This window comes from Pseudarthrobacter sp. BIM B-2242, from assembly GCF_014764445.1.
In the GTDB taxonomy this organism is placed as follows: domain Bacteria; phylum Actinomycetota; class Actinomycetes; order Actinomycetales; family Micrococcaceae; genus Arthrobacter; species Arthrobacter luteus_A.
The window spans coordinates 3,124,061-3,145,235 of the sequence record NZ_CP061721.1; the positions used below are offsets into that span (position 1 = coordinate 3,124,061).

Genomic DNA, 21,175 nt, shown 5'->3' on the forward strand with positions numbered 1-21,175 from the left:
CGGTCGTAATTGTCCCGTATGGTGAGACACCCCTAATGCCGAAGATTATTGTGGGAAACACCTTGGGGCCCTCCATTTTGGAGGACCCCAAGGTCAAAGCACCGAACCGGCTAAACCGGCCAGTCCATCAGGGCGGACCGGATCAGGAAGCGTTTGCCTTCGGGGGCTTCCACCGAAAAGCCGCTCCCCCGGCCCTGGACCACATCCACGGTCAGGTGCGTATGGCTCCAGTAGTTGAATTGCTCCTTCGACATCCAGAACTCCAGGGGCTGCGGCTGCAGGCCGTCGGCGATGTCGAACAGCCCCAGGAGAACATCCGCATCCCCGGTGATGAACTCCCCGGCCGGGTAGCACATGGGCGAGGAGCCGTCGCAGCAGCCGCCGGACTGGTGGAACATCAGCGGACCGTGCTGGAGCCACAGCATCCTGAGCAGTTCCATGGCCTCGGCGGTGAGCGCCACCCGGGAGAAATCCTCCCCGGGCAGCGTCACCGCGGCGTCGAGCCTGGTGTGGGGCATCAGAACCTCAGCACCACACGGCCGTCGATCTTCGCGTGCTTCATTTCGTCGAGGACGGCGTTGACTTCCCCCAGCCCCCGGACCGAGACGGTGGGATGGATCTTGCCCTGGGCGTAGAAGTCCAGTGCCTCCTCCAGATCCTGCCGGGTACCCACGATTGAACCGCGGACGGTCAGGCCCTTGAGCACAATCTCGAAGATGGGTGCCGGAAAGTCGCCCGGCGGCAGGCCATTGAACACAATCGTCCCGCCACGGCGGGCCATCCCGATCGCCTGCCCGAAGGCTGACGGGTGCACTGCGGTGACCAGGACACCATGGCAACCTCCTGTTTCGCGCTGGATGACTTCCGCTGGATCTTCGTGCAGGGCATTGACGGTCAGTTCGGCGCCGTGGGACTTTGCCAGGGCGAGCTTGTCGTCCGCGATGTCCACGGCGGCAACGCGCAGTCCCATGGCCACCGCGTACTGGACGGCGATGTGCCCGAGGCCGCCGATCCCCGAAATGGTGACCCACTGGCCCGGCTTGGCTTCGGTCATCTTGAGGCCTTTGTAGACCGTAACTCCGGCGCAGAGGACCGGTGCCACCTCAACCGGGTCCGAGCCTGCCGGGATCCTGGCCGCGTAACGGCTGTCCACCAGCATGTACTCGCCGAAGGAACCGTCCACGCTGTAGCCCGCGTTTTTCTGCGCTTCGCACAGGGTTTCCCAGCCGGTGCGGCAATACTGGCAGTCGCCACACGCGGACCAGAGCCACGCGTTGCCCACCAGGTCGCCGACGGCAAGATCCGTGACGCCCTCACCGAGGGCCACCACTTCACCGACGCCTTCGTGGCCCGGGACAAACGGCGGGGACGGCTTGACGGGCCAGTCACCCTCTGCCGCATGCAGGTCTGTGTGGCAGACGCCGGTGGTGAGCACCTTGACCAGGGCCTGGCCCGGCCCCGGGGTGGGGATGGCGATCTCCTTGACCTGGAGGTCCTTGCCGAATTCGGTTACTACTGCTGCTTGCATTGTCGTCGTCATTGGCGAAATCCTTGCGTCGTTGAAACAGTACTGAGTTGTTGAAACGGTGATGAGTTGTTGAAGCGGTGATGAGTTGTTGAAACGGTGATGAAGGGCAGGGGCGGCCCTGGGCCGCCCCTGCCCGCCGGGCCTAGAAGAAGCCGAGCTTGTTTTCGTTGTAGCTGACCAGCAGGTTCTTGGTCTGCTGGTAGTGGTCCAGCATCATGGAGTGGTTTTCACGTCCGATGCCTGAGGACTTGTAGCCGCCGAACGCGGCCCCCGCCGGGTAGGCGTGGTAGTTGTTGACCCAGACCCGGCCTGCCTGGATTTCGCGGCCGGCGCGGTACGCGACGTTGCCGTTGCGTGACCAGACACCGGCGCCGAGGCCGTACAGGGTGTCGTTGGCGATGCCCATGGCGTCGTTGTAGTCGCTGAACCTGGTCACCGAAACCACGGGGCCGAAGATCTCTTCCTGGAAGATCCGCATCTTGTTATGGCCTTCGAAGACCGTGGGCTGGACGTAGTAGCCGCCGGCCAGGTCGCCGGGGAGTTCCGCGCGGCCGCCACCGATGAGCACCTTGGCGCCCTCCTGCTTGCCGATGTCGATGTAGGAGAGGATCTTTTCGAGCTGGTCGTTGGATGCCTGGGCGCCCACCTGGGTGTCGGTGTCCAGCGGGTTGCCCTGGATCATCTTCCCCACCCGGGCGATGGCGTCGGCCATGAAGGAGTCATAGATGTCCTCCTGGACCAGGGCACGTGACGGGCAGGTGCAGACTTCGCCCTGGTTGAAGGCGAAGAGGGCGAAGCCTTCCTGGGCCTTGTCGTAGAACGCGTCGGAGGTGTCCGCCGCGACATCGTTGAAGAAGATGTTGGGGCTCTTGCCGCCCAGTTCCAGGGTGACCGGGATCAGGTTCTGGCTGGCGTACTGGCTGATCAGCCGGCCCGTGGTGGTTTCGCCGGTGAAGGCGATCTTGCGGATCCGCGGGCTGGAGGCAAGGGGCTTACCTGCCTCGACGCCGAAGCCGTTGACCACGTTCAGGACGCCCGCCGGGAGAAGATCACCGATGAGCTCCATCAGGACCAGGATGGAGGCCGGCGTCTGCTCGGCCGGCTTGAGGACCACGGCGTTGCCTGCGGCCAGCGCCGGGGCGAGCTTCCAGACGGCCATCAGGATGGGGAAGTTCCACGGAATGATCTGGCCCACGACGCCCAGCGGCTCGTGGTAGTGGTAGGCGGTGGTGTCGTCGTCGAGCTGGGACAGCCGGCCTTCCTGGGCACGGACGGCGGAGGCGAAGTAGCGGAAGTGGTCCGCGGCGAGCGGCATGTCCGCATTCAGGGTTTCGCGGACGGGCTTGCCGTTGTCCCACGATTCGGCGACGGCCAGCATCTCCAGGTTCTCGTCGATCCGGTCGGCAATCTTGTTCAGGATTGCCGCACGCTCGGCCACGGAGGTCTTGCCCCAGGACGGCGCGATCTTATGGGCGGCGTCCAGCGCCAGCTCAATGTCCTCGGCGGTGCCGCGGGCCACCTCGCAGAAGACCTTGCCCGTGACGGGCGTGATGTTTTCGAAGTACTGGCCCTTGACGGGGGCCACCCACTCGCCGCCGATCCAGTTCTCGTAGCGGTCCTTGAACGTGACCTTCGAACCCTCGGTACCGGGCTGTGAGTAAACAGTCATTGCTAGCTCCTTTGCTGTGCATGAGGCGGGGCCCTGATGCTGGCGGCCGCCGTTGGAATCAGCGTAGGAGTGCGAGGGTTGCAGTCAGGTTGCGACCGTGTGAGCCAGCTCACGGAATTGGTTTCGACAGGCTCAACCACCGGCTCGGTGATTGAGCTCGTCGAAATCCGGTTTCGACAGGCTCAACCACCCGGGGCGGTTACGCGCGGAGTTCGGCTTCCAGCCGCTCAAGGTCGGCGACGACGGCGGCCCGCTTGGGTGAGCGCGGCGGCAGCAGCTTGAGCGCGGCAGTCCGGACGTCGACGTCGTCCCTCGCCTCCGGAAGGGCCGCGTACTTGAGCAGCGTCTCGGCACTGCCGTCAGTCAGCACCGCTTCGCGCATCAGGGAGGAGACACGTTCCCGGAGCCTGACGATGCCGGGCGCTTCGGAGCGCGGCAACACGGCGCCGCGGTAGATTTCCAAGGCGATCCGGTGGGCGCCCCGCTGCAGGCAGTTCAGCACCTGGCCGCTGTCCGGGACCAGGTCCATGCTGATTTTGTAGGGCCGGGATTCGGGGACTGCGGCCGGGTTGAGCTGCTGGAGCACTTTCCGGAGCCGTACCATTTCCGGGCGCAGCGTCATGGCGGAACCGCCGCCGGGGTACAGCTGGTCACTGAGTTCCTCTGCCGTCAGACCATCCGGGTGGGTGCTCAGCAGGGCCAGAATTTCGCTGTGCCGGGCGGACAGCACAACGGTCTTGCCTTCGATGCTGAGCACAGCCTGGTCGCGGCCCAGAAGCTGCAGGCTGTTGCGGTACAGGCTGCCTTCCTTGCCGCCGCCCGCTCCCCCGGCCCGCGCCGAATCCTGCCTCGCCGCCGAACCGGAGTTCCGCCGTCGGGAGGGCCGGCTGGCAAGGGTCGCGGCCAGCTGCAGCCGCTCAACCCGGAGCTGCGCCTGCGCCGCAGCGACGGTCGCCTCCACGAGCGACAGCGTGTGGGGCGCCACCGCTGTGGCCTTGCCCGTGATGTCCACAACGCCCAGCAGCGCGCCGGAATCGGGATCATGGAACGGGACGGCGGTGCAGCTCCAGGCGTGCAGGGACCGCTGGTAGTGCTCCGCCCCGGAAATCTGGATGCCGCGTCCCAAAGCCAGGGCCGTGCCCGGTGCGCTGGTGCCAACGGTGGCTTCTGACCAGTCGGCACCAGGGACGAACATCATGCCTTCGGCGCGGCGTTGCAGGGCCGGATCGCCTTCCACCCACAGCAACCTGCCAACCTCGTCCCCCACAGCCACAAGCAGGCCGCTGTCGTGACTGGGCAGGACCAGCAGCTTCTGGATCACGGGCATGATGCTGGCCAGGGGGTGCTGCCGACGGTATTCCTCAAGCTCGTCAGTGTCCAGGGCAAGGGGCGCCTCAGGGTTGTCCGGGTTGGCCTGCAAATTGGCGGAGCGCTGCCACGATTCCCGGATCAGCCTGCGCAGGCCGGGGATTTCCGGTGCGTCCGGAAAGGCGGAGGCGTCCGGAAAAGTCCGCGCGTCGAGGTCCTCGTGGGCTGCCAGGGCATGCCGCTGGGCCACAGCAGTTGCTTCACCGCCGGACATCGGCGGCACGATCAGGTTCCTCATCGAACTCCCCTCGGTGCTGCACAGTCTAGTGGCTTGCCCAGCTTTCCGTCCGGTCACGGAGCTCGGCATAGCGCTCGTACACCTGGGGCTGCGGGGTGTCTTCAAAAACGACGGACTCGGCTCCCGGCCATGCCGGCGGCTGGTCGGCGCCACTGAGTGCCCAGGCAGCCTGGCGGGCTGCGCCCAGCGCCACATACTCCCCCGGCGCCGGGACGTTTACAGCCACACCGAAGACCTGGGGCGCGATACGGCGCAGCGCTTCCGACTGTGATCCGCCGCCGATCAGCATGATGCGCCGGGTGGGCACCCCGGTGGCACTTTCGAGGGCCTTAACCGCGTCCTGCAGCGAACACAGCAGGCCCTCGATGACGGCCCGTGCCAGGTCTTCCCGGTTCGTTGCAGAGGTCAGTCCATGCATGGTGCCGCTAGCCTCCGGCCGGTTGGGCGTCCGCTCCCCGTCCAGGTAGGGCAGCATCACGGCACCGCCCGCGCCGGGCCGGGCGGACAGGGCCAGCCTGGCGAATTCGGCATGGTCCACGCCCAGAAGGCGTGCCCCGAACTCCAGCACGCGGGCGCCGTTCAGGGTGCAGGCCAGCGGCAGGTTCCGGCCGGTGGCGTCGACGAATCCCGAGACCAGCCCGCTGCCGTCATGCACACTGGCATCAACGACGGCGGACGCCACGCCGGACGTGCCGATGGACACGCACACATCACCGGGACCAAGTCCCAGGCCGAGGGCTGCTGCCATGTTGTCGCCGGTGCCGGCGGCAATGGCCTTGCCGTCGCGGGTGGTGCCGACCACTTCGTTCGGGCCCGCTACCCGGGGCAGGCCGACGGCGTGGCCCAGTGCCAGCCCGGCGAGTTCCGGCATGAACTCACGTGCCGACGTCGAATAGTAGCCCGTGCCTGATGCGTCGCCGTGGTCGGTGGTCATCTGCTCGCTGCCGCCCAGCTGCCAGGTCAGGTAGTCATGTGGCAGCAGCACGTGCTCTGTCCGTGCTGCGCTGTCGGGCTCGACGTCCCGGAGCCAGCGGAGTTTGGACGCGGTCAGCGAGGCCACCATGACGCTGCCAACGGCGTCTGCGCAGGCCTGCGGTCCGCCGAGCTCGTCGATCAGCTGGCGGGCCTGCGGTGCGGCGGCGGTATCGTTCCAGAGGATGGCGGGCCGGACCACCCGGCGGCCGGAATCGAGCGCCACCATGCCATGCTGCTGGCCGGCCACAGACACGGCGCCGGCCTGCGGGAGCAGTTCGCCGGCGGAGTCGGCCAGGGCCGCTACCCACGCTTCGGGGTCCACCTGCGTGCCGTCCGGGTGGGCGGCGCGGCGCAGGGTATGGACTTCACCGGTCTCGGCGTCCACCAGGGCGGCTTTGCAGGACTGGGTGGACGAATCGATGCCAAGGACGTACTGGGGACTCACGAAAGCTCCTGAAGAATGAGGGGACGCTCGGTCCGGCGGGTGCCGTGCCTCACGGTGCGGGCGCGGTGTGAATTGTCAGGCCCAGCCGCTCCAGCCGGGCCCGGTGCGGGGCGGGCAGGTCCGCCTCGACCACGATGTCGTCAAAAACCTCCAGGTCAACCACATGGTAGAGGCCGTTGGATTCGAACTTGCTGGTGTCGGCCAGCAGGACCTTGCGTTCGGCCACTTCGATGATGGCCTTCTTGGTCAGGGCAGCCTCCGCGTCAGGGTGGAAAAGTGCCCCGTTTTTCAACGCCGTGGTGGACACGAACACCACGTCCGCGGCAATGCGCCTGACCTGGTCCACCACCACGGTGCCGAGGAAACTGTCCGTCTCGGAGTAGTACTGGCCACCCAGGCCCACCAGCGCGATGGCCGGGTGCTGGGCGACCGCACCCATGAGGCCCAGCGAGTGCGTGAACACCGTGGACGGCTGACGGTCCGCGATGTACCGGCCCATGGCCCCGACGGTGGTGGAGTCATCGAGGCATACGATGGCGCCGGCGGGGATGAGCCCGGCGGCGGTGCGGGCCAGGAGGTCCTTCTGGGCCGAGTTCATATGACGCCGAAGCCTGACATCGCGTTCAGCGAACCGGCGCGGAATTGCCCGGGCACCGCCACGGATGCGTTCCAGCCGTCCATCCTTGGTCAGCTGGTCCAGGTCGCGATGGATGGTCATGATGCTGACGCCGAAGGTCTCGGCCATCGCTTCCAGCTTGGCAGTGGTGCGCTCCTCCACGAACCGGGCCAAGGCGTGGCGGCGAGCGTCGGGCGGCAGGCCCTGGACGGCTGTTCCGGCGCTGGATTCCACACCTCGTTGTTCGGTAGTCACATTCCAGATGGTAGATCCAAACCCGAAGTGAATCAAACATCGGGGTTATTTCTCATTTCTAACATCAAACATGTTATGTTTGTGAAATTGATGTTAGATTGACCACACGGATTCACAGCGACGCAAGGAAGCGACATGAGCCCTGATGCACTGGCCCGGGAGGCCGCAAACACACGCCCCGACTCGTTCTTCGACCGGCTGGGGCTTCCCCGGCCGCTGATCTGGGGATTCGTCGGTCTGACGCTGTTTATGATCGGCGACGGCGTCGAGACCAACATCCTGGCGCCCTACCTCACCGATGCCCACGGGTTCTCGATCCCCCTGGCAGGTTCGCTGGTCACTGTCTACGGGATTGCTGTCGCCATCGCAGCATTCTTCTCAGCGGCCCTGTCCGACCTCTGGGGTCCGCGGAAAGTCATGATCATCGGGGCCGTGATCTGGATCGTGTTCGAGGTCCTGTTCCTCGCCGTTGCCCTGGCCGCCAGCTCCAACACGGTCCTGATTTTCGTCAGCTACGGGCTCCGCGGATTTGGCTACCCCTTCTTCGCCTACGGCTTCCTTGTCTGGATCAGCGCCACGGCCAATGCCAAAAGGCTGGCCATGTCCATCGGCTGGTTCTATGTCGCATTCAGTGCCGGCCTGCCCACGCTCGGCGCCGCCACGGCCAGCGTATCCCTGGACCTCTTTGGCCTCTCCTACTACCAGACCCTGTGGATCTCGCTGATCCTGGTGGTGGCCGGCGCTGCCGTGGCGCTCATCGGAGTCAAGGAAAAGACGGGCCGCGCCCCGCTGGTGGAAAATTCCGATCAGGTCTGGTCCACCCTGACGTTTGGCCTGAAGCTGCTGGTGACTGATCGAAGGGCCCTGCTGGTGATGCTGACGCGCATGATCAACTCGATTCCCACGTACGGCATGGCCATCTTTTTTCCGGCGCTGTTCGTGGACCGTTTCCAGTGGTCCGTGGGGCAGTTCCTGATCCTGACCACAGTGATCTACGCGGTGAACATCCCCTGCAACCTGTTCTTCGGATGGCTCGGCGACCGCCTGGGCTGGAGCCGGACCGTGACCTGGTGCGGCGCACTCGTCTGCGCCGTGTCCATGCTGGGCCTCTATGTCGTGCCGGACTACGCAGTCAGCCAGGGCTGGGCGGCCGCCTACCCGCTCACCCTGCTGATCGGCGCCGTCTTCGGCATCGGCCTGGCCGGTTTTGTTCCGCTCTCAGCCATTGCCGTGTCCCTGGCCCCCAAACACCCGGGCGCCGCCATGAGCTCCTACAACCTGGGCATCGGCGCCGCCGTATTCGCCGGACCGCTGCTCGTGGCACTCCTTTACGGGACACTGGGGGCAGCAGGAATGGTGTATCTCTTCGCCGCCCTCTACCTCGTCGCAGGTCTCTTCGCCGCCGCCCTGCGCGGAACCCAGCCCGGCTTCCACGGCGTCCCCGCTCCGGCCGCGGACGCCCCGGCCGCACCCGCCCCCGTGGCCGCCACCACCACCTGACCCGCGCCAATTCCTTCAACCCCTCAGAGGAGAGCACCATGGAACTCAGCAACAGCAGCCTGGCCGACGTCCGCGAAACGGTCGCAACGCCGTCGTACGACCGCTCCGCCGTCACCGCCGGCATCATTCATTTTGGGGTCGGCGGTTTCCACCGCGCCCACCAGGCGATGTACCTGGACCGGCTCATGAACCAGGGCAAGGCCCTGGACTGGGGAATCTGCGGCATGGGCGTCATGCCTTCGGACACCAGGATGCGCGATGCCCTCAAAGCCAGCGACGGGCTGTACACCCTGGTGGTCAAGAACCCGGACGGCAGCCGCGACGTCCGGATCATCGGTTCGATCATCGACTACGTCTTCGCCCCGGATGATCCGCAGGCCGCCGTAGAACGGCTGGCCGATCCCGCCATCCGGATCGTCTCCCTCACCGTCACCGAAGGCGGCTACAACGTCCACCCCGTGACGGGCGAATTCGACATTGGCAACCCGCAGGTGCAGGCCGATCTTGCCAACCCGGAGCGGCCGCAGACCACCTTCGGCCTGGTCTGCGCCGGCCTCAAGCTGCGCCGCGAACGCGGGATCGCCCCGTTCACAGTGATGAGCTGCGACAACATCCAAGGCAACGGCGAAGTGGCGGAACGGATGTTCACCGCGTTTGCCACGGCCATGGACCCGGAGCTTGGTGCCTGGCTTGAGGCCAACGTGCCGTTCCCGAACTCGATGGTGGACAGGATCACGCCGGTTACCACCGATGCCGACAGGGCCGATGTCACCACGGAGTATGGCATCGATGACGCCTGGCCGGTGGTCAGCGAGGACTTCGTCCAGTGGGTGCTGGAGGACAAGTTCGCCGCGGGCCGCCCGGCTTTCGAAGAAGCCGGCGTCCAGCTCGTGGACGACGTCGTTCCGTACGAGCTGATGAAACTGCGGCTGCTCAACGCCAGCCACCAGGGCCTGTGCTACTTCGGCTACCTGGCCGGGTACCGCGCGGTGCACGATGTTGTCCGGAACCCGCTGTTCGCCGAATTCCTGCTGCGCTACATGGACCAGGAGGCCACCCCCACGCTGTCCCCGCTTCCCGGCGTCGATCTGCAGGCCTACAAACGCAAACTGATCGAACGCTTCAGCAACGAATACGTGGCGGACACTGTAGCCCGGCTGTGTGCCGAGAGTTCGGACCGCATCCCCAAGTGGCTGATGCCCGTGGTCCGCGAAAACCTGGCCGCGGGCCGGCCGGTGGAACTGTCCGCCGCGATCGTTGCCAGCTGGGCGCGGTACGCCGAAGGCGTGGACGAAAGCGGCGAGCCGATCGCCGTCGTCGACCGTCTGGCCGAACAGCTGACGGCAGTGGCGCAGCGCAACCGGGAGGACCTGGACGCCTTCATCGCCAACCGCGAACTGTTCGGCGACGTGGTGGATGATGAACGCTTCCGCAGCGCCTACCGGGACACGCTCGCCTCACTGCACAGCAGGGGCGCCATCGCCACTTTGGAGAGACTGGTGGGCACTCCAGTCTCTGCTGCGTAGCGCTATCAGGCGCGGGAAATATTGATCATTTCCTCGCGCGGGACTACTTTGATGCGTTCACGCACGACGGCCGCGGTCCCGTCGTCACCGACCCATTCCGCACCGAGGGCTGCTTCGTGCGCGTCGAGCTTGATCCAGCCCTCCCACGTGGTGAACTCGATGCCCCGGTCCTGGAGGAGGTCGATGATGGCCTGCGGGTCCGGGTTCTGGGCCGGGGGCAACGATAGCCTGTCCTCGAGCAGGAAACCGATGGTTTCCAGCGCGTCGCCCTTGGTGTGCCCGATCAGGCCGACGGGACCGCGCTTGATCCAGCCGGTGGCGTAGATCCCCGGCACCGGGTTGCCTTCAGCGTCCAGGACCCGGCCGCCCTCGTTGGGGACCACGCCGCGTTTGGCGTCGTATTCCAGTTCGTCCAGGGGCGAGCCGTGGTAGCCGATGGCGCGGTACACGGCCTGGACCGGGTAGTCCACAAACTCGCCGGTGCCTTTAACGTTGCCGGTGCCGTCCAGCTCCATGCGCTCGAACTTGATGCCGGCGACGTGACCGGACCCGCCGTCGGTGCCCTCGCTCCCGAATATCTCGACCGGGCTGTGCAGGAAGTGCAGGTGCAGGCGGCGGGAGGACGGTTCGTCCGCTTCCGCGTGCTCTTCCACAAGCCAGTTGGTGAGGGTGTTCACCATGGTTTTGATCTGGTTGTTGCTCCGGATGGCGTCATCGGAGGCTTCGTCGAATTCGAAGTCTTCCGGGTACAGCACAATGTCCACGTCCTTCATGTGGCTCAGTTCGCGCAGTTCCAGCGGCGTGAACTTCACCTGGGCGGGACCGCGGCGGCCAAACACATGGACATCAGTCACCGGGGAGTTTTTCAGGCCGCGGTAGACGTTGTCCGGGATCTCCGTGGACAGGAGTTCTTCGGGGTGCTTCACGAGCATCCGGGCGACGTCCAGCGCTACGTTGCCGTTGCCGATCACGGCAATCTCTTTGGCGTCCAGCGGCCACTCCCGCGGGACATCCGGGTGGCCGTCGTACCAGGAGACAAAGTCCGCCCCGCCGAAGGAGCCGGGGAGGTCGATGCCCGGGATGGGCAGGTCCGCGTCCTTGATGGCACCGGTTGAGAAGATGACAGCGTCATAGAAGGCGCGGAAGTCATGCAGGGTCAGGTCACGGCCATAGGTGACGTTACCCAGGAAGCGGATGTCGCCGCGGTCCAGGACCTTGTGCAGCGCATTGACGATGCCCTTGATGCGCGGGTGGTCAGGCGCCACGCCGTACCGGATCAGGCCGTAGGGCGCGGGGTAGGCCTCGAACAGGTCAATGCTGACCTCGAAGTCGCCGTCCTTGACTCCGTTGGACTTGGTCAGGATGTCCGCCGCATAAACCCCTGCCGGTCCTGCGCCCACAATGGCAACGCGGAGTGGACGTTTGGAGGTGGTTTCGCCTGTGTTGGACACCGGGAGCCCTTCTGGAAGGAGGATTTCGCGCCGAAGGCGCTTCGTACAGCGCACAGTGCGGTTTGCGCACAGTGTCCCTATTCTAAATGTGCGCGGGTTCGAAGTGTGCGCGGCTGAAGGCGGCGGTCAGCCACTCTTTTGCAGCGGAACAACGTCGCCTTCCTGGTATAGCAGCGCGCGGAGCTCGGACTCGGCGGCATGCACCCGGCGGGGATCGATGGTGGCGCCGGCAGCAAAATGGTCCAGCAGGCGCGGATCAACATAGCTCTTGCGGGCGATCGAAGGCGTGTTCCCCAGGACCGCCGCTGCCTGCGCCATGGCTTCACTGATGGCACTCTTACGCGCCCCGACTTTGTTCTGCGGTCCGGTGCGCGCCAGGCTCACGGCTGCCGCCACGGTCCCGTGCAGGGTCCGGAAGTCCTTGGCCGTAAAGTCCGATCCCGTGCGTTCCTTGACGTAGCCGTTGATGTCGGCGGCGGTGACCGGATGCCAGGCCCGGCCGTTCTTGTACGCCAGCAGCCGGGCGTTACCCCCGCGCCGCTTGAGGGTACGCACCAGGGCGGCGAGGTCGGCGTCGTGGATCTCCGATTCCCAGTCCTTGCCGCTCTTGGCGGGAAACCTCAGCTCCAGGCAATCCTTGCGCACCTGGACGTGTGCACACAGGAGCGTGGCAAGGCCGCGGCTGCCATTCTCGTTTGTGTACCGCTCGGACCCCACCCGCAACGATCCGCTGTCCAGCATCCTGAAGGCCGCTGCCAGGACACGTTCGCGGCCGACGCCGTCGCTGCGCAGGTCCAGGGTGACCAGCCGCCGGGCCGTAGGCAGCGATTCCGCCAACTGCAGGGCGCGGTCGAACTTCACCCGGTCTTTCCGCTCGCGCCACTCCGGATGGTAGATGTACTGCCGGCGCCCCACCGCATCCAGGCCTGTGGCCTGGATGTGCCCGTTCTCGAACGGGGCAATCCACACGTCCGTCCAGGCCGGCGGGATCCCGATGCTTTCGAGCCTGTCCCGGATAGGTCCCGGGGGCAGCGTGGAGCCGTCCAGGTCGCGGTAGCTGAAGCCCGTCCCCGCGGCCACGCGCCGATAGCCCCGGCCGTTGGCGTTACTGCGGCGGAGCCTCACGGCGGCCACCCTTCCGGTTCGTCCGTTCCATAAAGGCAAGCCTACTGATGATTTGGCGGAATACCCGCCGGGAGCATGATGTTATGGAAGGCGTGCCTACTCCCCACGGTTCGACGTCCGCCACCCAAGCCACTGCTCCAGCGGGCCGTTCCGGCGCCGCGGGCCTGAAGGCTGTGGACAAAGAAACGACGGCGGGAATCCTGTTCGGTTTCGGCGCGTACGGGCTGTGGGGGCTGCTCCCGTTGTACTTCTTCGCGCTGCTGCCCGCCGGAGCCGTGGAGATCGTGGCCAACCGTGTGGTCTGGTCACTGCTGTTCTGCGTCCTGCTGATCACCGTCACCCGGTCCTGGGGAGCGCTGGCGAATGCCTTCCGGAACCGCGCGGTCTTCGGGGCCCTGACCATTGCCAGCGCCCTCATCGCCGTGAACTGGCTGACCTATACGTACGGCGTGACCACCGGCCAGGCCGTCGAGGCCTCGCTGGGATACTTCATCAACCCCCTTGTCTCGGTGCTCCTCGGCGTGATTGTCCTCAAGGAGAAGCTGCGCGCCCTGCAGTGGGCCGCCGTCGGGATCGGTTTTGTGGCGGTGGGCGTCCTCACGGTGAGCTACGGCAAACTGCCGTGGATCGCCCTGACACTGGCCTTCAGCTTCGGGCTGTACGGCTTCGTGAAGAAGCGTGTTGGCCCCAAGGTGGATGCCGTGACCAGCCTCAGCGTCGAGACCATGGTGCTGGCTCCTGTAGCCGGGGCCACGATGGTGTTCCTGGGCATAAGCGGCTCGGCCACCCTGACCAGCCAGGGCCCGGGGCATTTCTGGCTCCTGGCGGCGTCGGGTGTCCTCACCGCGGTGCCGCTGCTGTTCTTCGGCGCGTCAGCGAGGCGGTTGCCGTTGACCACCATCGGGCTGCTCCAGTATGTGGCCCCGGTGCTGCAGTTCATCGTGGCGCTGGTGGTGTTCCGCGAAGTCATGACCCCGGACCGCTGGATCGGGTTCGGGGTGGTGTGGCTGGCGCTGCTGGTCCTCACGGTGGATATGCTTCGTGCGACACGAAAGAAGTCCGTAGCGAAACGGCGCACCGGCCAGGCGGCTGCCCGGCCTTAGCGGGCCGCCCCGGCCGGTCGCCGGGTCAGCCGGCAGAGTCAGCCGCCCAGCTCGCGCTTTATCGCCTCGTACGCGGGCGTCGGCTTGCCGTCCTCGAACAGGAAGTCGTGGCCCTGCTGCAGCCCGCCGTCGTCGTCGATCCACCAGTCGTAGCGGCCGTCCACGCCCCACGTTGTGTAGGAGACGCAGGTGCGCGAGCCCAGGCAGGTGGCCAGCACCGTGGCGTACTGCTTCGCCTGAACGTCCCTCCCCTCGTCGTCGGAGACGTCGTTCTCCGAGATACGGGCATGCAGCCCCGCCGCCCCGATGCTGTCGAGGGTTTGGCTGAGGTCCTCGGCGGAGATGGAGTCGGTCTCAAGGTCGTAGACGTGGGCCTGGAGGCCCACGCCATAGATGTGCCCGCCCAACGCGTTAGTGTCGACGGCGAGCTTCAGCAGGGCATCCTGCCGTGGCCCCGGGACGTCGGCCCCGTTCTCGTTGATGAACTGCTTGACGTCCGGGTCCGCGTCGAAGACGGCACGGGAGACAACCGCCGGGTAGGAGGGCCCGAAGACGCGGTACCAGATGTTCTCTTGGAGGCTGGTTCCCTGATAGATGTCGAGCGGTTCGTTGACGACATCAAGGGAGTCAAGCCTTCCCTTGAAGTGCGTCACCACGGTTTTGACGAAGTCCAGCAGGGCCTCAGCGCTGGCACGGCGTTCCTGCTCGGAGCCGCTGGGGAGCTCCTGCATCCAGCGCGGCATCGCCTCCGTGAAGGCGATCGTGTGACCGTGTACCGCGATGCCCTTGCTTTCGGCGATCGCGAGGATCGCATCGGCTTCTTCAAACGTGTAGACGCCCTGCTGCGGCGAAAGGAACTGCGGCTTCATCGCGTTCTCCGGCGTGAGGGCGCCGAAGTTGCCGACGAGCTCCCGCGCGTAGTCCGCGTCTGATGCCAGCGGACCGAGGGCCACTGCCGCACCGATTTTGAAATCCGGCCGGATCCTTGCAGCCAGTGCCTGCAGTCCGTCCGCTGCCTGTTCGGCCGCAGCCACCGCGGGGCCGGCCGTGGTCAGCGAGGTGCCCTTCGGGGCGGTGGCGGTGAGTGATCTGACCTGGAACGAACCGTCGTCGCTCGACAGGCCCAGCCAGAGCTTCCCTGAGTCGAATACGCCGCCCAGGGGCAGCGACAGCACGGTGTCCCCGCCGCTGTCGACCTCGAGTGTTTTACCGGACCGCCGCACCGAGAGCTCCGCCTCCGGATCGGCGACCTTTACGTGTTCCTCATGCGCGGGCCGGGGGTTGGTCACGTCTTTTTGGACCGAGCCGTCAAAGACCGCAATCCCCAGATCGTCGCTGCGGAGGGTCAGCCGCAGTCCGGCCGGCTCGATCCTGAACTCGTCGGCGATCACCGGCGGGCTGTCGTAGACGGTCCAGGTCGCGTCGGCTGTCACATCGGTGAAGGAAACACTGAGGGAGAAGTCCCCCCCGGCTACCAGGTGCGTGCCTGCCAGGTTCAGCGGCGGGTTTGGCTGGCCTCCCCCGCCGTTCTGCTCAACGATGCTCCGTGTTGTGGCGGCGACCTGCAGCGTGCCGCCGCCGGCCGCCACGCCCGGCGTGTGCTGCCAGTCCTGCTGGAGCAGGTCAACGATCACGTCGGGCTCCGGGTTCGGATCGCCGGTACAGCCTGCGATGGTGAGAAGGAGGCAGGACGCCAACACCATGAGCACGCGCGGGCGCTTGGCCATCCTGCCTCCTTTTTCTCCCATCCTGCATTCTCGTCCTCGACTTAGGACCTGGTCCAGCGGACGTCGTCCACATAGGCCAGCACGCCCGAATTGCCGGTCACATACACCTGCAGACTGGCCCTCGCGACGTTGGTGGTGCTCGGTGAATAGGTCAGGTCGACGTTGCTGGCGCCCACCGTGGTGCTCGCGAGCTTCCACTGCCCGGAGATCCAGTTGCCGTTGGCATCGTACTCGTCGATGTACCAGCCCAGCTCACCGGCGGTGCGGTTCCTGATGCTGAGGTAGGCGGCGATCTTGTAGCTGCCCGGGGTGACGTTCACCTGCGGTGAGAACAGGTGGATGTTGGCCGCGGTGGACTGCATCTTCACGGAGTTCACCGGGTTTGCCGGCGCGCCGTTGTTGGCGCCGTCGGCCACGATGGCCGTCCCGGCGTCGCTCCTCCAGCCGCCGCTGATGCCGGCGTCGAAGGTGCCGTTGGCCACGAGGTTCGAGGCCGGCGGCTGCTGGGTCTCCGCGCTCAGCGCCATCATCTGCACGTTGTCGAGGTAGGCGGTGATTCCTGTGCCGGCCACAATGACCTGCAGGCTTGCGGTGGCCACGTTGGTCGAACTCGGCGTATAGGTGAAGTTGAGCGCTTCCACCCACCGCGTGTTCTCCCGCTTGCGGTACTGGCCCGAGATCCAGGTCCCGGCGGCGTTGTACTCGTCGACGTAGAAGGCCACCTCGCCGCTGGTAATGGCTGCGACGTTGAGGAACGTCTTGTACAGGTAGTTGGTCCCCGGGGTGACCGGGACCCGCGGCGAAAACAGGTGGCCCTGCCCTGTGCCGGAGACGAGCTTCACTGACCTCGCGGAGTCCGGGAAGCTGCCGTTGTTGCCAGTATCGGCAGTGATGGTCGCCGGGGCGTCGGTCCGCCAGCCGTCCCCGAGTCCGTTGTTGAACGTGGGGTTCGGCATCTTGTTCGGCGAACCCGTCACGAGGCCCTTGCTGACGTTGACGTTCTTGATCTGGCCGGCCGCCACCTTGGTCTTCACATACGCAGCCAGCTCGTCGAGCTCGGCGGTGCCGTACTGGTAGTCGTCCGGGTTCCGGCTGGGATTCGGCCGGATGTCGTGGAAGGTGAACACCACCCAGTTCTTGTTCGCAATCGCCTCGTCAACCTTCGCCTTCAGCGTGGCCACCGGCGTGGTCACCTCCTGGACCGGGACGTTGCGTAGCAGGTAGTCGCCGAGCGGCCAGATGTTGTTGCCCGTGTCGGCGAAGCCGCGCATCGAGCTGTAGTACTTGGCCACCTGGGCAATCACCGGCATGTCATAGTCGCCGTACGGCGGGGCGAACGCCGTCGCGTTGATGCCGCGCGCTGCGAGGGCGGACTTGCTGTTTGCCAGTTCGGCGTTGACCTGGGCGGCCGTCAGCTTGGTGGCCTGGCAGTCGTCGCCGACGCTCACAAGGCACTGGTGGGAGACGGTGTGTGAGCCGATTTCCCACCCGTAGGTGTTCTGCAGCTGCACGATCTGGTCCCACGTCATGTAAGGCACATCCGTGTCAGCCCGGCAGGTATTGGGCACGGTGGTCATGCCGACGCAGTTGGTGGTGACGTAGTTCGTGCCCGTTAGCCCGTGCTTCTGGAGCGTCGGCGCGGCCTGCGTCAGTGAACTGAGGGCCCCGTCATCGAAGGTGAAGGACACCAGCGGTCCGGGCGCCGGGTTGTCCACGGCTGCGTTCGCCACCCCTGGCGTCAGCAGCGCGGCGGCCATGGCTGCCACAGCCACCCCAATGGTCACGAGCCTGGCGTGCCCCCGCGCCAAGCTGGATCTGGTTATGGTCATGAGTTCCATCCGTTCCTTTTGTGTGGCTGACGGCACCGGGTTACGCCGCCGATTGGTGGTCACGGGCCCTGCAATTGCTGATAGGCCTGAGCGACCGTCTGCACCTCGATACCGCTTTGGTGGATGAGCGTCAGTTGGGCTGCGAGGGCGTCACTGGTGATGGTGCTCCGGTCCGCCGCGATGGTGCCGTTTTGCTGGGTGCCGGTCGAGTCGGGGGCCGCGATCTGGTGGTAAACGAGGATGAGCCAGCCGTTCATCCGGGATGTCTCGGCGAGCGCCTCGGCCAGGATCTCCGGGGTGGTCTCGTCGGTCACGTAGAAGACTTTCAGATCGTGCGGCTCCAGGTTCTGCCGGGTGTTGATGCCATCCTCTGTCCCGCGAACAATGTCGAAGTACTTGCTCGCGTACCAGTCAACCTGGGGGTCGGACCGTCCGTAGGGGGGTGCCAGGTTATTGGTGCCGAGGCCGGCGGCGGCAAGGGCTTCGTCGCTCTGCCGCATCTCATCGTGCAGCCGGTCGGCACTGATTGAGGTGAGATCGACGTGGTTGTAGCTGTGGGAGCCGAATTCATGCCCTGCCTCGGTCATCTGCTGCACCTGGGCGGCCGTCATAAAGTTCTGCGTCTCGATGGAACTGGGATTGACGTACTGGGTGGACGGGAAGTTGTGCCCGTCCAGCAACGGCAGGGCACGGTCGTAGACAGACTGCCAGCCGTCGTCGAACGAGATCGACACCATGGGCTTGGACCAGCGGAGAGGACCTGGCTTGGTGATATCCGTGAGTGAATAGTCACGGACTCCGGTGGTGCCGTCACCGTGCGAAACCAGGGTGACCATCACCGACTTTGCCCCGACCGGCACCTGGAACGGTTCCCTGATGGTTGTCCACTCCCCTGCCGGCGGGACGGTCTCCAGGTTAAGGAACGAGCGCCCGCCGTTCACGAGCTCAAACTCGGCCACGACGTCCACCTCCCGCTCGGACCTGTATGTCGCGCCGAACTCGAGATAGCGGTCGACGGCGACCGGGACCGGCGGGTACTGCCACTTGGCCTCGCCGTTCCGATAGTTCGCGATCCGGGTCCAGAGGAAGCTTCCGTCCTCGTCCTCGGTGCGCCCGGACGCCACGTTCAATGCCCCGGAGGTATACGGGGACCATGAGTAGGGTACGCCCGGCTGCGGGGCGGCGAGCCCGGAGTTGGGGATGAGGTTGGTACCCACGGCCGAAGCGGTCCGCAGCCGGACGTCCTCCGCAGCTTCGAGGTAAGCGCCCTCGACAGTGATAACGCCCGTTGTCGCGAGCCGGAAGACGTACTCCACCGCGGTGGTCGTTTCTCCGCTGTCGAACGCGTCGCTCACCGTGAAGGCGGCATTACCCGGCCGTTCGAGGGGATTCCGCAGCTGCTCCAGGGAGGTGCTGCCATCGGCGTAGTGCTTGCGGGCGAGCAGCGTGAAGTCCGTGTCGCTGGTGGTGAATGCTTTGAAAAGGTAGGTCTTCCCGGGCTGCACATCCACCCGCGGGCTCGTCAGTGTGATGTCGCCCGAGGCGTAGCGGGTGATATCGAGCTTCAGCGCGTCGTCGTTCATCTGTCCGTTGACCAGCTCCAGCGAGGTCTGGGCGTCCCCATTGTTGTTCACCTTCCATCCCCCTACAAGGCCCGCGGGCGCCGACGGCGCGGAGGCCATCGAGGCGCCGGCCGTGGTCGGATCGAGCGGGGGGAGCAAATTCGCGCCGGCCCGCGCTCGGGCCATGCTGTTGGTCCCACCGGTGTACAGGAGCCATCCTGACGTGGCAAGGATGACCACTACGGTAATGGCTACGAACGGGTTCAGCAGGAAACGGCGAAGGCGGTGTCGTTTATGCTGCACGGGCTACCACCAGGCTGCCTGCGCGCTGTGGCGACTTCCATGTGGTGTGCTCGGAACGCTTGAAGAGACCCTTGGAGCGTGCGATACAGCGGAACGCTGCCGACAACTGCACCAGGTCCATAACGTAAAACAGGAAGTAGGCGGTCGGGGCGTACACGGACAGGCGGGCGCGTTCGCTCACCGACAGGTTCTCATCCATCCAGATAGTCAGCAAAGTGTATGCGGTGATGGTGGCGTACGCTCCGAGGACCAGGGCGGGCGTCTGTGTGACCACCGACCAGTAGGCAGCATAGGTCCAGGCAAGCGGCGAGACGAGCAGCGTGAACTCGCTGAGCACGGCCATCGGCATCCGATAGTAGGTCAGCGTGCCGGTGTACCGGCGACTCGGGTTCATCACCATTCCGCGATACTTGATCAGGTTCTGCAGGCTTCCGAACTTCCACCGATAGCGCTGCTTTGCCAAGGCTCGGAAGGTGAGGACGCCCTCGGTCTTGGCGACCACGTCAGCGCCGTAGATCATGCGGAACCGGCGGTTGCCCAGACTGGTGATTTTTGTGCTCAGGCCGATGTCCTCCGTCAGGGTGTCCGTATCGTAGAAGCCCACCTTGCGCAGCACGCGCATCCGATAGGTAGAGGCCACTCCACCCACCACAAATTCGCAATTAAGCAGCGAGTAGAGCTTTTTCGAGCGGTATCCGATCATGTGCTCGAACCGCTGCAGGATGCCCAGGCCCGTCGTCTCTTCTAAGATCTGCACGTTGGCAGCGACGCCAGCCACATGCGGATCGTCAAAGTAGGTCAGCGCGTTGGCAATGGCGGTCGGCTCGAGGATGGAGTCGGCGTCCATCGTCATGACGAATTGGCCGCGTGCGTGCCTGCGAAGCGCCTCGTTGAGCGCGGCGCCTTTCCCAACGTTCTTGTGCATTCGCACGATGCGCAGATCCATATCGGGGTGCCGCACCTGGTAGTCGCGGACCAGCCGGCCCGTCAGGTCGGTGGAGGCGTCGTCCGCAACGAGGACCTCAAAAGAACGGTATGTGCTGCGCCGGAGGGAGTCGAGGGTCCGAACGATTACGGTCTCCTCATTGTGTGCTGCGATGGCAACAGAGACCAGCCCGGGCACCTCGGGGCGGGCACGGCGGGTCCATGTCGCCGTCGCCGCGCACTCCGCCTGGTACTCGGCCGGTAGCCGGACCCCGCTCATCCCTTTCCGGCGCTGCTGCCAGATGTCATAGAAGTTGGCACCCACCAGGTACAGGCCGAAGTGTACGACGTAAAGGATGCTGACACCGGCGAACAGCCAGAAGACCACCAGCGGGATATCCATACTCATCCCTCAGTAGAGTTGGCGGCGAGCGCAGGCACGTGCGTGGCGGTCCGGCGCTCGCTGCGCCAGTGGCGAAGCGAGCGCCGGGACACCTGCACGGACGTGGCGGCGACAGCCGGTGCCTCGTCCGGCTGCCGGAGCTGGTCGAACGTGGCGGGCGTGACGACGTCAGTCCTTAGCGTGTGGACGGCATCCTTTCCGGCGATGGTGGCGTGCACTGTCTCCTTCAAGGCCATGGCGGCCGGAACCGTGTCCTTGGTAGCCGCGTTGACCGTAGTGAGTGTGTTTAGCGTGTTGACTGGCACGACGGTCGGCACGACAGCGGCAATCGGGGTCAAGGCCACGACGCGTGCCTTGCGGTCGGCACCGCGCCGATACATCCAAATGCCGACGAAGCGCACCACCACGGTGAGGATCACGAGCGCCCATAAAGCGACGCTGAGCTGAGCTACAAAATCGACCAGGCCTTCGAAGAGCGCACTGTCCCGACCGAAGGTCGCCTGGGCAGGCACAGAGCTCATGATGTGCGTCATCGGAGGCCCCTCTCTTCTGCATAGGTGTTGTCAGTTGTGGCGCGCCCGTGACCGGGCCGGCATGGTTTGTCCACGAAGGTTGGCGCCGGAGCAGA

The 21,175-nt window shown here is 65.6% G+C and carries 16 protein-coding genes; 3 read left to right on the forward strand and 13 right to left on the reverse strand.

Annotated elements, in window-relative coordinates:
• Positions 1-110 precede the first annotated feature (110 nt).
• From IDT60_RS14400 to IDT60_RS14425, 6 genes are all read right to left on the reverse strand, one after another.
• On the reverse strand, positions 111-518 hold the full coding sequence (locus tag IDT60_RS14400) for a DUF779 domain-containing protein (RefSeq protein WP_164205707.1): 408 nt from the start codon (positions 516-518) through the stop codon (positions 111-113).
• Positions 518-1,540 (reverse strand): alcohol dehydrogenase AdhP, encoded by a 1,023-nt coding sequence (gene adhP, locus IDT60_RS14405; RefSeq protein ID WP_191079540.1) that lies wholly within the window; start codon positions 1,538-1,540, stop codon positions 518-520. The genes IDT60_RS14400 and adhP overlap by 1 nt, the downstream gene beginning before the upstream one ends.
• A 130-nt stretch (positions 1,541-1,670) precedes the next feature.
• Positions 1,671-3,197 (reverse strand): aldehyde dehydrogenase family protein, encoded by a 1,527-nt coding sequence (locus tag IDT60_RS14410; protein WP_164205705.1) that lies wholly within the window; start codon positions 3,195-3,197, stop codon positions 1,671-1,673.
• Positions 3,198-3,396: 199 nt separating this feature from the next.
• Positions 3,397-4,803 (reverse strand): helix-turn-helix domain-containing protein, encoded by a 1,407-nt coding sequence (locus tag IDT60_RS14415; protein WP_191079541.1) that lies wholly within the window; start codon positions 4,801-4,803, stop codon positions 3,397-3,399.
• Positions 4,804-4,828: 25 nt separating this feature from the next.
• Complete coding sequence (xylB, locus tag IDT60_RS14420; RefSeq protein WP_191079542.1) at positions 4,829-6,223, reverse strand: xylulokinase; 1,395 nt, start codon at positions 6,221-6,223, stop codon at positions 4,829-4,831.
• Positions 6,224-6,272: 49 nt separating this feature from the next.
• Positions 6,273-7,094, reverse strand: coding sequence for a DeoR/GlpR family DNA-binding transcription regulator (locus IDT60_RS14425; protein ID WP_191079543.1), 822 nt, complete (start codon positions 7,092-7,094; stop codon positions 6,273-6,275).
• A gap of 135 nt (positions 7,095-7,229) precedes the next feature.
• On the opposite strand from IDT60_RS14425, the gene IDT60_RS14430 reads away from it, so the two are divergent.
• Both IDT60_RS14430 and IDT60_RS14435 read left to right on the forward strand, forming a co-directional pair.
• Entirely contained in the window at positions 7,230-8,594 is a 1,365-nt protein-coding gene (locus IDT60_RS14430) for an MFS transporter (RefSeq protein WP_191079544.1), read from the forward strand.
• Between the two features lie 38 nt (positions 8,595-8,632).
• Positions 8,633-10,120, forward strand: a complete 1,488-nt coding sequence (locus IDT60_RS14435; protein WP_191079545.1) for a mannitol dehydrogenase family protein — start codon at positions 8,633-8,635, stop codon at positions 10,118-10,120.
• 5 nt (positions 10,121-10,125) lie between these two features.
• On the opposite strand, the gene IDT60_RS14440 is transcribed toward IDT60_RS14435, so the two are convergent.
• A complete protein-coding gene (locus tag IDT60_RS14440; protein WP_191079546.1) occupies positions 10,126-11,571 on the reverse strand; it encodes an FAD-dependent oxidoreductase in 1,446 nt (481 codons plus the stop codon).
• Positions 11,572-11,697: 126 nt separating this feature from the next.
• Positions 11,698-12,696: a DNA topoisomerase IB gene (locus tag IDT60_RS14445; protein WP_191079547.1), complete on the reverse strand. Its 999-nt coding sequence runs from the start codon at positions 12,694-12,696 to the stop codon at positions 11,698-11,700.
• An 83-nt stretch (positions 12,697-12,779) separates the two neighbouring features.
• Here IDT60_RS14445 and rarD point away from each other — a divergent pair, with 83 nt between their 5' ends.
• Entirely contained in the window at positions 12,780-13,799 is a 1,020-nt protein-coding gene (gene rarD, locus IDT60_RS14450; RefSeq protein ID WP_191081960.1) for an EamA family transporter RarD, read from the forward strand.
• A gap of 38 nt (positions 13,800-13,837) precedes the next feature.
• On the opposite strand, the gene IDT60_RS14455 is transcribed toward rarD, so the two are convergent.
• From IDT60_RS14455 to IDT60_RS14475, 5 genes are read right to left on the reverse strand one after another with little or no spacing between them, the layout of a single operon-like run.
• Positions 13,838-15,526 carry an endo-1,4-beta-xylanase gene (locus IDT60_RS14455; RefSeq protein WP_191079548.1) on the reverse strand — a complete coding sequence of 563 codons (1,689 nt, stop codon included), beginning with the start codon at positions 15,524-15,526 and terminating at the stop codon, positions 13,838-13,840.
• Positions 15,527-15,567: 41 nt separating this feature from the next.
• Positions 15,568-17,355: a polysaccharide deacetylase family protein gene (locus IDT60_RS14460; protein WP_191079549.1), complete on the reverse strand. Its 1,788-nt coding sequence runs from the start codon at positions 17,353-17,355 to the stop codon at positions 15,568-15,570.
• A gap of 59 nt (positions 17,356-17,414) precedes the next feature.
• Entirely contained in the window at positions 17,415-19,220 is a 1,806-nt protein-coding gene (locus IDT60_RS14465; RefSeq protein ID WP_191079550.1) for a polysaccharide deacetylase family protein, read from the reverse strand.
• Positions 19,210-20,553 carry a glycosyltransferase gene (locus IDT60_RS14470; protein ID WP_191079551.1) on the reverse strand — a complete coding sequence of 448 codons (1,344 nt, stop codon included), beginning with the start codon at positions 20,551-20,553 and terminating at the stop codon, positions 19,210-19,212. The genes IDT60_RS14465 and IDT60_RS14470 overlap by 11 nt, the downstream gene beginning before the upstream one ends.
• Positions 20,550-21,080: a hypothetical protein gene (locus IDT60_RS14475; protein ID WP_191079552.1), complete on the reverse strand. Its 531-nt coding sequence runs from the start codon at positions 21,078-21,080 to the stop codon at positions 20,550-20,552. The genes IDT60_RS14470 and IDT60_RS14475 overlap by 4 nt, the downstream gene beginning before the upstream one ends.
• Between the last annotated feature and the right edge of the window lie 95 nt (positions 21,081-21,175).

What these genes read in the sequence shown, in the direction of transcription:
- IDT60_RS14475 (WP_191079552.1), bottom strand. Translation starts at nt 21,080, where the DNA reads ATGACGCACATCATGAGCTCTGTGCCTGCCCAGGCGACCTTCGGTCGG.
- IDT60_RS14455 (WP_191079548.1), bottom strand. Translation starts at nt 15,526, where the DNA reads ATGGCCAAGCGCCCGCGCGTGCTCATGGTGTTGGCGTCCTGCCTCCTT.
- IDT60_RS14410 (WP_164205705.1), bottom strand. Translation starts at nt 3,197, where the DNA reads ATGACTGTTTACTCACAGCCCGGTACCGAGGGTTCGAAGGTCACGTTC.
- IDT60_RS14430 (WP_191079544.1), top strand. Translation starts at nt 7,230, where the DNA reads ATGAGCCCTGATGCACTGGCCCGGGAGGCCGCAAACACACGCCCCGAC.
- IDT60_RS14470 (WP_191079551.1), bottom strand. Translation starts at nt 20,553, where the DNA reads ATGAGTATGGATATCCCGCTGGTGGTCTTCTGGCTGTTCGCCGGTGTC.
- IDT60_RS14400 (WP_164205707.1), bottom strand. Translation starts at nt 518, where the DNA reads ATGCCCCACACCAGGCTCGACGCCGCGGTGACGCTGCCCGGGGAGGAT.
- rarD (WP_191081960.1), top strand. Translation starts at nt 12,780, where the DNA reads ATGGAAGGCGTGCCTACTCCCCACGGTTCGACGTCCGCCACCCAAGCC.
- adhP (WP_191079540.1), bottom strand. Translation starts at nt 1,540, where the DNA reads ATGACGACGACAATGCAAGCAGCAGTAGTAACCGAATTCGGCAAGGAC.
- IDT60_RS14460 (WP_191079549.1), bottom strand. Translation starts at nt 17,355, where the DNA reads ATGACCATAACCAGATCCAGCTTGGCGCGGGGGCACGCCAGGCTCGTG.
- IDT60_RS14435 (WP_191079545.1), top strand. Translation starts at nt 8,633, where the DNA reads ATGGAACTCAGCAACAGCAGCCTGGCCGACGTCCGCGAAACGGTCGCA.
- IDT60_RS14415 (WP_191079541.1), bottom strand. Translation starts at nt 4,803, where the DNA reads ATGAGGAACCTGATCGTGCCGCCGATGTCCGGCGGTGAAGCAACTGCT.